The 12,575-nt window shown below is 72.0% G+C and carries 10 protein-coding genes; 6 read left to right on the forward strand and 4 right to left on the reverse strand.

What is annotated here, in order from left to right; translation table 11 throughout:
- The first annotated feature begins 38 nt into the window (after positions 1-38).
- The 3 genes from IFU40_RS03930 (at position 39) to IFU40_RS03940 (ending at position 4,795) form a co-directional block, all read left to right on the forward strand.
- Positions 39-2,075 (forward strand): bifunctional aldolase/short-chain dehydrogenase, encoded by a 2,037-nt coding sequence (locus IFU40_RS03930; protein ID WP_191925442.1) that lies wholly within the window; start codon positions 39-41, stop codon positions 2,073-2,075.
- On the forward strand, positions 2,072-3,472 hold the full coding sequence (locus tag IFU40_RS03935; protein WP_191925443.1) for a rhamnulokinase: 1,401 nt from the start codon (positions 2,072-2,074) through the stop codon (positions 3,470-3,472). Before IFU40_RS03930 ends, IFU40_RS03935 begins: the two co-directional genes overlap by 4 nt.
- A gap of 66 nt (positions 3,473-3,538) precedes the next feature.
- Entirely contained in the window at positions 3,539-4,795 is a 1,257-nt protein-coding gene (locus IFU40_RS03940; RefSeq protein ID WP_055940792.1) for an alpha-hydroxy acid oxidase, read from the forward strand.
- Between the two features lie 173 nt (positions 4,796-4,968).
- Here IFU40_RS03940 and IFU40_RS03945 read toward each other — a convergent pair whose 3' ends face one another.
- A complete protein-coding gene (locus tag IFU40_RS03945) occupies positions 4,969-5,616 on the reverse strand; it encodes a TetR/AcrR family transcriptional regulator (RefSeq protein WP_191925444.1) in 648 nt (215 codons plus the stop codon).
- Between the two features lie 105 nt (positions 5,617-5,721).
- Here IFU40_RS03945 and IFU40_RS03950 point away from each other — a divergent pair, with 105 nt between their 5' ends.
- Positions 5,722-6,546 carry a sugar phosphate isomerase/epimerase family protein gene (locus IFU40_RS03950; protein ID WP_191925445.1) on the forward strand — a complete coding sequence of 275 codons (825 nt, stop codon included), beginning with the start codon at positions 5,722-5,724 and terminating at the stop codon, positions 6,544-6,546.
- The gene (locus IFU40_RS03955; protein ID WP_191925446.1) at positions 6,543-7,673 is read left to right on the forward strand and encodes a Gfo/Idh/MocA family protein; all 1,131 of its coding nucleotides are present in this window, start codon (positions 6,543-6,545) and stop codon (positions 7,671-7,673) included. Before IFU40_RS03950 ends, IFU40_RS03955 begins: the two co-directional genes overlap by 4 nt.
- A 142-nt stretch (positions 7,674-7,815) precedes the next feature.
- Here IFU40_RS03955 and IFU40_RS03960 read toward each other — a convergent pair whose 3' ends face one another.
- The 3 genes from IFU40_RS03960 to IFU40_RS03970 form a co-directional block, all read right to left on the reverse strand.
- A complete protein-coding gene (locus IFU40_RS03960; protein WP_191925447.1) occupies positions 7,816-9,447 on the reverse strand; it encodes a DHA2 family efflux MFS transporter permease subunit in 1,632 nt (543 codons plus the stop codon).
- Positions 9,448-9,563: 116 nt separating this feature from the next.
- The gene (locus tag IFU40_RS03965) at positions 9,564-10,925 is read right to left on the reverse strand and encodes an MFS transporter (RefSeq protein WP_181016026.1); all 1,362 of its coding nucleotides are present in this window, start codon (positions 10,923-10,925) and stop codon (positions 9,564-9,566) included.
- Between the two features lie 8 nt (positions 10,926-10,933).
- Positions 10,934-11,419: a MarR family winged helix-turn-helix transcriptional regulator gene (locus IFU40_RS03970; RefSeq protein WP_191925448.1), complete on the reverse strand. Its 486-nt coding sequence runs from the start codon at positions 11,417-11,419 to the stop codon at positions 10,934-10,936.
- A gap of 144 nt (positions 11,420-11,563) precedes the next feature.
- Between IFU40_RS03970 and IFU40_RS03975 the strand changes: the two genes are divergently transcribed.
- The gene (locus tag IFU40_RS03975; RefSeq protein ID WP_191925449.1) at positions 11,564-12,412 is read left to right on the forward strand and encodes an alpha/beta fold hydrolase; all 849 of its coding nucleotides are present in this window, start codon (positions 11,564-11,566) and stop codon (positions 12,410-12,412) included.
- Positions 12,413-12,575 lie beyond the last annotated feature (163 nt).

A 12,575-nucleotide genomic window follows, 5' to 3' on the forward strand; every position in this document is an offset into this window, starting at 1 on the left:
TGCCGCCGCCCACCCCTTCGAATCCCGTGAGGACCGTCATGACCCGCTCCACCGCCGCCGACCTCGTCGCCCGCAGCAACCGCCTCGGCTCCGACCCGAAGGTCACCAACTACGCCGGCGGCAACACCTCCGCCAAGGGCACCGACATCGACCCCGTCACGGGCGAGCCGGTGGAGCTGCTGTGGGTCAAGGGCTCGGGGGGCGACCTCGGCACCCTGACCGAGAAGGGGCTGGCGGTGCTGCGGCTCGACCGCATGCGTGCGCTCGTCGAGGTGTACCCCGGCGTCGAGCGCGAAGACGAGATGGTCGCCGCCTTCGACTACTGCCTGCACGGCAAGGGCGGGGCCGCGCCCTCGATCGACACCGCCATGCACGGACTCGTGGATGCCGCGCACGTCGACCACCTGCACCCCAACGCCGGCATCGCGATCGCCACCGCCGCCGACGGCGAGGAACTGACCACGCGGATCTTCGGCGACGCGGTCGTGTGGGTGCCGTGGCGTCGCCCGGGCTTCCAGCTCGGACTCGACATCGCGGCCATCAAGGCGAAGAACCCGCAGGCGATCGGCACGATCCTCGGCGGGCACGGCATCACGGCCTGGGGCGACACGTCGGAGGAGGCCGAGCGCAACAGCCTCTGGATCATCGACACCGCCCAGGCCTACATCGACCAGCACGGGGTCGCCGAGCCGTTCGGCGGCGTGCGTGACGGCTTCTCGGCGCTCCCCGAGGCCGAACGGCGCGCGAAGGCGGCAGCCCTGGCTCCGACCATCCGTGGTCTGGCCTCGACCGACAAGCCGATGATCGGCCACTTCACCGATGCCGACGTCGTGCTCGAGTTCCTGGCATCCGAGAAGGCTCCCGCCCTGGCCGCGCTCGGCACGAGCTGCCCCGACCACTTCCTGCGCACCAAGGTCACGCCGCTGATCCTCGATGTGCCCGCCGATGCCTCCGTCGAGGACTCGATCGCGCGTCTGCGCGGGCTGCACGCCGCCTATCGCGCCGACTACCAGGGGTACTACGACGCCCACGCCGACGCCGACAGCCCCGCGATCCGCGGCGCCGACCCGCTCATCGTGCTCGTGCCGGGCGTGGGCATGTTCTCGTACGGCGCGAACAAGCAGACCGCGCGGGTGGCGGGCGAGTTCTACGTCAACGCCATCAACGTCATGCGCGGGGCCGAGGCCCTCTCGACGTACGCGCCGATCTCGGATGCCGAGAAGTTCCGCATCGAGTACTGGGCGCTGGAAGAGGCCAAGCTGCTGCGGGCGCCCAAGCCCAAGACCCACCAGGGCCGCGTCGCGTTCGTCACGGGTGCGGCATCCGGGATCGGCAAGGCCATCGCGACCCGTCTGGCGGCCGAGGGCGCGTGCGTCGTCGTCGCCGACCTCGACCTCGAGAAGGCACGAGCGGTCGCCGCGGAACTCGGGTCGAGCGACGTCGCCATCGGCGTGGCGGCGAACGTGGCGGATGCCGAGGGCGTGCAGGCCGCGATCGACGCCACCGTGCTCGCCTTCGGCGGTGTCGACCTCGTCGTCAACAACGCCGGGCTGTCGCTGTCGAAGCCGCTGCTGGAGACCACCGAGAAGGACTGGGACCTGCAGCACGACGTCATGGCGAAGGGCTCGTTCCTCGTGTCGAAGGCGGCGGCGAGAGCCCTGATCGCGCAGGGGATGGGCGGCGACGTCATCTACATCTCGTCGAAGAACTCCGTGTTCGCCGGTCCCAACAACATCGCCTACTCGGCCACGAAGGCCGATCAGGCGCACCAGGTGCGCCTGCTCGCGGTCGAGCTCGGCGAGTACGGCGTGCGGGTCAACGGCATCAATCCCGACGGCGTCGTGCGCGGCTCCGGAATCTTCGCCGCGGGCTGGGGCGCCAACCGCGCCGCGACCTACGGCGTCGACGAGAAGGATCTCGGGCAGTTCTACGCCAACCGCACGATCCTCAAGCGCGAGGTCGTTCCCGAGAACGTCGCCGACGCGGTGTACGTGCTCACCGGCCCCGAGCTCACGCGCACGACCGGACTGCACGTTCCGGTCGACTCCGGCGTCGCCGCGGCGTTCCTGCGATGAGTCGTACCCGCGCGGTCGCGGCCGTCGACCTCGGCGCCACCAGCGGCCGCGTGATGATCGGCCGCGTCGGCGAGGGCACTCTCGCACTCGAGCAGGTCGCCCGCTTCGCCAACGGTCCGGTGCCGCGCGCCGACGGCTGGCACTGGGACATCGATGCGCTCTGGGAGCACGTGCGCGCGGGGCTCGCCGAGGCGCTGCGCCGCGAACCCGCGATCGAGAGCATAGGCATCGATTCGTGGGCGGTCGACTACGGGCTGCTCCGCGACGGCGAACTGCTCGCCGAGCCGTTCCACTACCGCGACGAGCGCACGGCGCGCGGCGTCGACCTCGTGCACGCCACGGTGCCGTTCGACGAGCTGTACCGCCGCGCCGGCCTGCAGTTCCTGCCGTTCAACACCGTGTACCAGTACGCCGCCGACGCGCGTCTCGCCGAGGCCGAGACGAGCCTGCTCGTCCCCGACCTGCTCGCCCATCGGCTGACCGGGCGCGCCGTCGCCGAGCGCACGAACGCCTCGACCACGGGACTGCTCGACGTGCACACGGGGGAGTGGGACACCGCGCTCGCCGAGGCTCTCGGCATCCCGGTGCGCGTGCTGCCGCCGCTCGTCGATCCGGGCGACACGATCGGCACGACCTCCGACGCCCTGGGCGCGCGGCCCGTGATCGCCGTCGGGTCGCACGACACGGCCTCGGCCATCGTGGCGGTGCCGCTGTCGAGCCCGAACGCGGCCTACATCTCGTGCGGCACGTGGGGCCTGGTGGGCCTGGAGCTCGACGCCCCGATCGTGACGGATGCCGCTCGCGCGGCGAACTTCACCAACGAGGGCGGCGTCGACGGGCGCGTGCGGTTCTTGCACAACGTCACCGGGCTCTGGCTGCTGAGCGAGACGGTGCGTGCGTGGTCGGAGGCCGATGGCGCCCCCGTCGATCTGCCGTCGCTGCTGACGGCCGCGTCGGCGGCACCCGAGCCCCCGCACCTGTTCGACGCGAACGACGCGTCGTTGGCCGCCCCCGGCGACATGCCGACGCGCATCGCGGCCCTGCTCGGGGGTGAGGTTCCGGGCGTCGAGGGGCGTCCGGCCTTCGCGCGGGCGATCGTCGAGAGCATCGCCGAGGCGTTCGCGGCGACCCTGCGCACCGCGGGAGAGCTCGCCGATCGGCGCATCGACGTCGTGCACCTGGTCGGGGGTGGGGCCATGAACGCCCTGCTCTGCCAGGCCACGGCCGACCGCTCGGGTCGCGTCGTGCTGGCGGGGCCGGTCGAGGCGACCGCCCTCGGCAACGTGCTCGTGCAGGCCCGTGCGCTCGGTGTCTTCGGCCGCCGCGCCTCTCTCGAGGACCTGCGTGCGCGGGTGGCCGAGGCGTTCCCGCCCCGGCGTTTCGATCCGCGTCCCTGAACCCCCTCCCGGCGACGTCCGGTTGGCCCTATTATGTGGTCAGACCACACGAAGGAGAGCATTCCCATGGTTCAGCGTCAGCTGCCGAAGGTCGGCGAGCTCCTCGAGCTCATGCAGTTCAAGAAGCCCGAGCTCGATGCGCGCAAACGGCGTCTCGACGCGGCGCTGACGATCGACGACCTGCGCTCGATCGCGAAGCGGCGCACGCCCAAGGCGGCCTTCGACTACACCGACGGGGCGGCTGAGGGCGAGCTCTCGCTCGACCGCGCGCGCCGCGCCTTCGAAGACGTGGAGTTCCACCCCGACATCCTGCGCCCGGCCGCGCACGTCGACACCTCGTGCCAGATCCTCGGCGGCCCGTCCGCCCTGCCGTTCGGCATCGCCCCCACCGGCTTCACCCGCCTCATGCAGACCGAGGGCGAGACGGCCGGCGCGTCCGCGGCGGCGGCGGCCGGCATCCCCTTCACCCTGTCGACGCTCGGCACGACCTCGATCGAGGGTGTCAAAGCGGCCAACCCCGTCGGGCGCAACTGGTTCCAGCTGTACGTCATGAAAGACCGCGCCATCTCGTACGGTCTCGTCGAGCGGGCCGCGGCGGCCGGCTTCGACACGCTGCAGTTCACCGTCGACACCCCGATCGCCGGCGCCCGCCTGCGCGACAAGCGCAACGGGTTCTCGATCCCCCCGCAGCTGACGGTGGGCACGATCGTCAACGCCATTCCGCGGCCGTGGTGGTGGGTCGATTTCCTGACCACCCCCAAGCTGGAGTTCGCCTCGCTGAGCACGACCGGCGGCACCGTCGGCGAGCTGCTGAACGCGGCCATGGACCCGACCATCAGCTACGACGACCTCGACATCATCCGCGCCATGTGGCCGGGCAAGCTCGTGGTCAAGGGCGTGCAGAACGTCACCGACGCCGCCCGCCTGGTCGACCTGGGCGTCGACGGCATCGTGCTGTCGAACCACGGTGGACGCCAGCTCGACCGCGCCCCCATCCCCTTCCGCCTGCTGCCGCAGGTGGTGCGCGAGGTGGGCAAGGACGCCACGGTCATGGTCGACACCGGCATCATGAACGGCGCCGACATCGTGGCATCCATCGCCCTGGGCGCGAAGTTCACGCTCATCGGGCGCGCGTACCTCTACGGCCTCATGGCCGGGGGGCGCCAGGGCGTCGATCGCACGATCGAGATCCTGCGCAGCGAGATCGAGCGCACGATGACGCTGCTCGGCGTCTCGTCGCTCGACGAGCTCGAGCCGCGTCACGTCACGCAGCTCACGCGCCTGGTGCCCGTCGCCGGTCAGGGGACCGACGCGCGGGTGTGATCCGCGGGTGTGATCCGCGCGGCGGCGTGCGCAGGATCAGTGATGCGCGCATCCTCCGCGCGATGCGTACGGATGCGGCTGAGGTCGTGCGTATCGCGGAGGTTGTGTCCGGCGCGGCGCCGCTCCGTACGCGCGACGTCGATGGGGGCCGTGCGCAGACCCGCGGGCCCGGGTCAGCGGGCGGGCGCCAACAGGCCGCCCAGCGCCCCGAGCACGTCGGCCAGGGGCATCGACGGCTCGAGCAGCCACTGCACCTGCAGGCCGTCGGAGGCGGCGATGAGCAGGGCGGCGACCTGGTCGGGGTCGAGGTCGGCGCGCACGAGTCCCTCGGCCTGTTCGCTGCGCAGCCGTGCGGCGAGCTCTCCGCGCAAGCGCGCGAAGCGCTCGGTGAAGTAGGCGCGGGCCGTCGCGCTGTCGTCCTTCAGTGAGGCGGCGACGAGCGTGGTGTACAGCTCGACGAGGCCGGGCACCGAGGTGTTGTGGGCGGCGGCGTCGGTGAGCGAGGACAGCGCGGTGGCGTCGGGTGCCGGGGGAGTCTGACGGTTGGCGTGGTCGTACACGGCGACGAGCAGTTGCTCGCGCGAGTCGAAGTAGTGCAGCAGGGCCGCGTGCGAGACGCCCAGGGCGCGTGCGATGCTGCGCAGCGACGCCCCCTCGGCGCCGCGTTCGGCGAAGACGCCGATGGCGCGGTCGAGGATCTCCTGCCGCCGTGCGACGCCCTTCGAGTACGCGCCGGAGCGGCCGAGGCGATCGTCGGCGGCGTGGACGGCGCCGTCGCCCGCCGGGTCGCCGGCGTCGGGGGTCTCGTCGTCGCGCCGCATCCCGTCAGTGTAGACCGCTGAAAAGTGACCACTGGATGGTTTAATGGTAGCGTTCCCACCGGCGTCGGACACCCGCGCCGTTCGACGACGAACAAGGAAGGCCCGATGTCGCTCCCCACCTCTTCCGTCCAGCTCTACACGCTGGTCGACGAATTCCGTGCCGATCCGGCTCGCTCGCTCGATCGCCTCGCCGCGATCGGCCTGCGCCACGTCGAGGCCTTCGACTTCGTGAGCCGCCCCGCCGAGATCCGCGCGGCTCTGGATGCCAGCGGGCTCACCGCCCCGACCGGGCACGCGCCACTGTTGTCGACCGAGCTGTGGACTCCCCACGGTTCCATCTCCACGCCCGAGCCCGAGGCCGTGCTGGCGGCGGCGGCGACCCTCGGGCTGAGCACGGTGATCGACCCCTTCGTCGAGCCCGCGCGCTGGGCGACCGCCGACGGCGTCGCCGAGATCGCCGATCGGCTCAACGCCGTCGCCGATCTGGCGGCCGGCTACGGACTCACCGTGGGGTACCACAACCACGCGCAGGAGTTCCTCATCGACCTCGACGGCACCAGCGCGCTCGAGTACGTCGTGGCCCACACCGACGAGCGCGTCGCCGTGGAGCTCGACCTGTTCTGGGCGCTCACCGGGGGCCAGGACGTGCCCGCCCTCGTGCAGCGTCTCGGTTCGCGTCTGCTCGCCGTGCACGTCAAGGACGGCTTCGTCCCGGCCGAGAACCCCTTCGCCCCCGACGTCGACCGTGCCGTCACCCGTCACCTCGACCAGCGCCGCCCGGGCGAGGGCGAGGTTCCGCTCGTCGAGGCGATGCGGGCGACGGATGCCGTGCGGTGGGCCGTCATCGAGTACGACCAGTCGCCCGGCGACGTGTTCGACGACATCGCCGCCAGCCACGCGTTCCTGCTCGAGAACGGCCTCGCGGCATGAGCGGCCCCGTGGGAGTCGGCATCATCGGAGCCGGCGTCATCAGCGACACCTACCTGAGCAACCTCACGGCGTTCCCCGACGTCGAGGTGCTCATCGTCGCCGACCTCGACCCGGAGCGCGCGCGGTCGCGCGCCGAGCAGTACGGCGTGCCCGCGTGGGGCACGACCGACGACGTGCTCGCCCACCCCGACGTGCAGCTCGTCGTGAACCTCACCGTCCCGGCCGTGCACGTCGAGGTCTCGTCCGCCGCGATCGACGCGGGCAAACACGTGTGGACCGAGAAGCCGCTGGGGCTCGACCGCGAGAGCACCGCGCAGCTGCTCCGCGATGCCGAGGCTGCGGGGCTGCGCATCGGCTCCGCCCCCGACACCCTCCTGGGCCCGGGGTTCCAGTCGGCCAAGCGCGCCATCCTCGAGGGGGCGATCGGAGAACCCCTGTTCGCTCAGGCGTCGTTCCAGACGCAGGGGCCCGACCTCTGGCATCCGGGGCCGCAGTTCCTCTTCGCGCGCGGCGCGGGACCGCTGCTCGACATGGGGCCGTACTACGTCAGCGCGCTGGTCAGCCTGCTGGGACCGGTCGATCGGGTGGCCGCGGTCGGCACGCGACCGCGTCGGCAGCGCCGCATCCACACCGGGCCCGCCGCCGGCGACGTGTTCGACGTCGAGGTCGCCACCACCGTGCAGCTCATCGCCGCGTTCGAGGGCGGTCAGCAGGCGCAGGGGCAGTTCAGCTTCGACTCGGCGCTCGAGCGCGCGGGCGTGCTCGAGATCCACGGCACCGAGGGCACGCTGCTGCTGCCCGACCCGAACCACTTCGAGGGCGAAATCGCCCGCATCGAACCGCTCGGGGTGCTGCTCGACGACGACCGGCCGGAGCAGCCGCGGATCGCGGTGCCGCAGGAGGGCGTCGTCGTCGGGCGCGGGCTCGGGGTGCTCGACATGGTGCGGGCCATCGCCGAAGAGCGCCCCCACGTGGCGACCGGCGAGCTCGGACACCACGTCCTCGACGTGCTGCTCTCGGCCGAGGAGTCGGCTGCGGGAGCGGGCTTCGTGCCGGTGCGGAGCTCGCTGAGCGGGCCCGTGCCGGCGGTGCCGCGCGACTTCGACCCGTTCGCCCGCACCCTCTAAGTAGCACCCCGGCCGCCGACGGGCGGCCGGGGTGCTCAGCGGCACAGCGGCCGCCCGGATCCGAACGGGCCGCCGTGACCGGAACCGGGCCGACGAGTCCGCCCCGGGCGGCGGGATCGGGGACGATCCCGCCCGGGTCGTCTCAGGCCGTGTCGGTTTTCCCTGCTTCGTGGACCGGCGCGCCTTCCGGACGCCGGCGAGAGCCGCCGGCGCCGAGCGCGAGCGTCGACGCAAGGCCCAGGGTGAGGAAGCCCGCGGCGGTGAACGCGGCCGCCCGGGTGCCGTCGCTGAAGGCGGCGCGCGCGTCGGCGGCGGCGCCCTGGGTCTGGGGCGACTGGGCGAGACCGGCGATCGCGGCGCCGGCGCTGTCGACCACCTGTGACACGACCTGATCGCGCTGATCGGCGGGGAGTCCCCGCTGATCGAGCGACGAGGCGAGCACCCCGGCCGTCGTCGAGAACAGCACCGTGCCGAGGATCGCGACGCCCAGAGCGGCACCCAACTGCCGCGACGTCGACTGCGTGCCCGACGCCTGTCCGCTGGCCGCGGACGGGACCTCGGCCAGCACGACCCCGGTGAGCTGGGCGGTGGCGAGGCCGACCCCGAGTCCGTAGACGAACAGCAGCGGGATGAGCGGTCCCCACGTGGCATCCGGACCGATCGTGAGGGCGACGCCGGCGACGCCGACGATCTCGGCCAGCAGACCGGCGCGCACGACCCAGACCGGGGCGACCCGGCCGCTGAGCGCTCCGGCGACACCGCTCGCGACGAACGAGCCCACGGCCAGCGACAGCAGCAGCAGGCCGGTCTGCAGGGCATCGAAGCCCACGACGAACTGCAGCCACAGCGGGAGCGCCAGGATGATGCCGAACTCGCCCAGCGATACCACGGCGGCGGCGATGTTGCCGTTGCGGAACGACGAGATGCGGAACAGGGCGAACGCGAGCAGCGTGGATCGTCCCTGCCGCTGTCGGTGCAGGCCCCAGGCGATGAAGGCGGCGAGGGCGAGGAGGGCGAGGGCGAAGGCGAGGGGAACGGGCGACAGGGCGAACGGCCAGGTCCACCCGCCGATCTGCGGCACGGCGTCGATCGTCCACCAGCCGTAGGTGCGCCCCTCGATCAGGCCGAAGACCAGGGGAGCCATGGTCAGCACCGACAGCAGGGCGCCGACCCCGTCGATGCGCTCGGCGCGATCGCTGCGCGATTCGGCGACGGTGAGCAGCACGCCGATGACGATGATCACCCCGAGCGGGATGTTGATGCCGAACGCCCACCGCCACGAGAACGCGGTGGTCAGCCAGCCGCCGAGCAGGGGGCCGACGGCCGCCATTCCCCCGATGGTCGAGCCCCACACGGCGAAGGCGATGCCGCGCTCCCGCCCGCGGAAGGTGGCGTTGATGAGCGACAGGGTGGTGGGCAGGATCATCGCCCCGCCGACCCCCTGCACGAGGCGCGCGGCGATGAGCAGCTCGCCCGTGGGGGCGAACGAGGCGGCGATCGAGGCCGCGGCGAAGACGACGACGCCGACGAGCATCAGTCGGCGTCGCCCGAACCGGTCGGCGAGGCTGCCGAACACGAGCAGGAGCGAGGCGAACACGAGGGTGTAGGCCTCTTGCACCCACTGCACCTCGGTCGACGAGATCCCCAGGTCCTCGACGATCGAGGGCACCGCGACGTTGACGATCGTCGAGTCGACGATGATCAGCGAGACGGCGATGCTGATGAAGACGAGCCCCGCCCAGCGGCGCCCGGTGCGGTTCCCGGCGGTGTCCATGCGACGAGTATATCGCTAGCTTTTCTAGCTATCTAGCCCGTTTCTCGCGCACGGCCCATCGCGCCGGGCGCCGCCCAGCCGCCGTGACCCAGCCGCCGTGACCCAGGCGCCGTGACTCAGCCGCCGTGGCGCGGGCGCGACGTCAGGCGCGGCGTGCGATCCGCCGGCGGAAGCGGCAGCGGCGTCGTGCCGGCCACCTCGTCGCTGAAGTCCTCGGGCTCGGGCGTGATGGTGTGCAGGGGCTGCGTCTCATCCAGCGTGAGGCGGAAGCGCTTGGTCTCGTGCCGGTGCACGCGCCCCGAGGCGAGCGTCCAGACGACGCCGATGCCGCACGCGATCAGCGCGACGGCGGCGGCCAGGGCGATGGCCACGCGCGGGCCGTACTCGCTCGCGATCGCACCGACGATCGGGGCGCCCACCGGCGTGCCGCCGAGCAGGATCGCCATGTACAGCGCCAGCACGCGTCCGCGCAGCGCCGGATCGGTGGTCGTCTGCACGTAGCCGTTCGCCGTGGTCAGGGTGGTCACGACGGCGAAGCCGGTGAACACGAGCGTGGCCGCGTACGCGCCGTAGCTGGGGGCGAAGACCGAGAGGGTGGATGCCACGGCGAAGCCGCCGGCGCCCAGGATCACCACGCGCATCCGCGCGCGCTCGCGGCGGGCGGCCAGCAGGGCTCCGGCGAGGGAGCCGATGGCCACGAACGAGCTCAGCAACCCGAAGCCGTCGGCCCCGCGACCGAACTCGAGCGCCATGGTCGAGGCGAAGATCGGGAAGTTCATGCCGAACGCACCGAGCAGGAAGACCATCACGAACGTGACGATCAGGTCGGGGCGGCGCGCGACGTAGCGGAAGCCGTCGGCCAGACGCGCGGGTCCGCCACGACGGTGGTGCACCACGAGCTCGTGGGGGCGCATGAGCAGCAGCGCGGCGATCATCGCGAGGAACGTCACCGCGTTGACGAGGAACACCCATCCCGTGCCGACGACGACGATCATCACGCCGGCCACGGCGGGGCCGATGAGGCGGGCGGTGTTGAACGACGCGGCGTTGAGGGCCACCGCGTTCGAGGCGTTCTCCTGCGCGACGAGGTCGGACACGAACGCCTGGCGCGCGGGGTTGTCGAACGCGGTGACGACGCCGAGCGCCAGGGCGAAGCCGTACATCATCGGCAGGGTCATCAGGCCCGTGAGCAGCAGTGTCCCCAGCGCGAGGGCGAGCAGCAGCAGCGACGCCTGCGTGCACATGATGAGCTTGCGGCGGTCGAACCGGTCGGCCACCCAGCCGGTCACGCCCACCAGCAGCAGGGGCGGGGCGAACTGGAGCGCCATGGTGACGCCCATCGCGGCGGCGTCGTTGTCGGTCAGCTGCGTGAGCACGACCCAGTTCTGCGCCGTCGCCTGCATCCACGCGCCGACGTTGGAGACGAGGGCGCCGAAGAACCAGACGCGGTAGTTGAAGATCGAGAGGGACCGGAACATCGACGTGCTCATCTCTCGGCCACCTTTCTCATGATCTCCGCGGCCTGGGCCAGCGTGTGACGGTCGTCGGGCGAGAGTCCCGCCAGGGCTTCCTCCAGCCAGGCGTCTCGGCGGCGTACGGTCTCGTCGACGACGGTGCGTCCGTCGTCGGTGAGGTCGATCGTGACCTTGCGCCGGTCGACCTCATCGGGGGTGCGGGTCACGTACCCGGCCTCTTCGAGCAGGGACACCGTTCGATTCATCGACGGGGCGGTGACGCGCTCGCGGTCGGCGAGTTGGCCGAGGGTGTGCGCGCCGTGCACGGTGAGGGCGGCGAGCACGGCGAACTGCCCGTCGCTCATGGTGTCGACGGCCCGCTGTGCCCGCAGGCGCCGGGCGAGCCGGAACGTCGCCATGCGCAATTGCGATGCCGCGGCGCTGAGATCGTGCGAGGGCTCAGCGCCGCGGGCAGAAGTCAGGTCGTGAAGGGGGGATTCGTCGACGCTGTCATTCATATTCGTGATCGTTAGTCTAGCTCATTAGTCTTGCTAACGGTATGGCGGTCGTGTCACCCGGCCCGCCGGGAGCGTGTTCCGGCCCACCGGTGGCGGGCGGACTCGGCCGGCCGATCACCCTCACCCCGCCCCTAGACTCGCCCCATGCCGGAGTTCGTCGACGCGTACGGGATCACGATCGTCTACGACGTGCACGTCGCCGAGACGCCGCGGGCGATCGTGCAGCTGCTGCACGGTGTCGGAGAGCACGCCGGTCGGTACGGCGCCCTGATCGAGGCCCTCGTCGCCGACGGGTACACCGTCTATGCCGACGACCACCGCGGGCACGGGCGCACCGGACTGCGCCAGTGGAACGGCGATCACCGCAAGCTCGGCCGGCTGGGGCCCGGCGGTCTCGGCGCCGCCCGCGACGCGGTCTGGACGCTGAGCCAGCGCATCCGCGAAGAGAACCCCGACCTGCCCCTGGTGCTGCTCGGGCATTCGTGGGGGTCGTTCCTCGCGCAGATGCTGGTGGATCGGCATCCGGATGCCTACGACGCGGTCGTGCTGAGCGGCTCGGCCCTGCGGTGGCCGGGGGCGCTGAACGCCGGCGACCTCAACGCTCCGTGGAAGCATCAGCGCGGGTCGGGCATGGAGTGGCTCTCGAGCGACGAACAGGTCGGGCGCGACTTCGTCGCCGACCCGCTGACCACCTCGAAGCCCCTGCTCGCGCTGTTCGGGCCGATCGAGGCCGCGAAGCTGTTCGGCCGCCCGCGCCGCGATCTCGGCGTCGACCTTCCGCTGCTGCTCCTGGTGGGTCGAGACGACACCGTCGGCGGCCCGCGGAGCGTTCACCTGCTGGCCGACGCCTACCGCGATCGATCGGGGCTCACCGACATCACGACGCTGGTCTACCCGGGCGCGCGCCACGAGATCTTCGCCGAGATCGATCAGGCGCACGTGCGCGCCGATCTGCTCGCCTGGCTCGACGCGCGCCTCCCCGCTCGCGCCTGACCTGGCGTGCGTGATCGGATGCCGAGATCACGCGGCGTCGGCGAGATCACCCGTCGTGTCGTGGTGTCTCGACGACAGCGCGTGATCTCGCGAGGGGGAGGGGGCCCGGGAACGACGGTGGGGCCGGACGCCCCCCCGCGCCCGGCCCCACGCCCCCCTGCTC

It is taken from the genome of Microbacterium sp. CFBP 13617 (assembly GCF_014839445.1).
Taxonomy (GTDB): domain Bacteria; phylum Actinomycetota; class Actinomycetes; order Actinomycetales; family Microbacteriaceae; genus Microbacterium.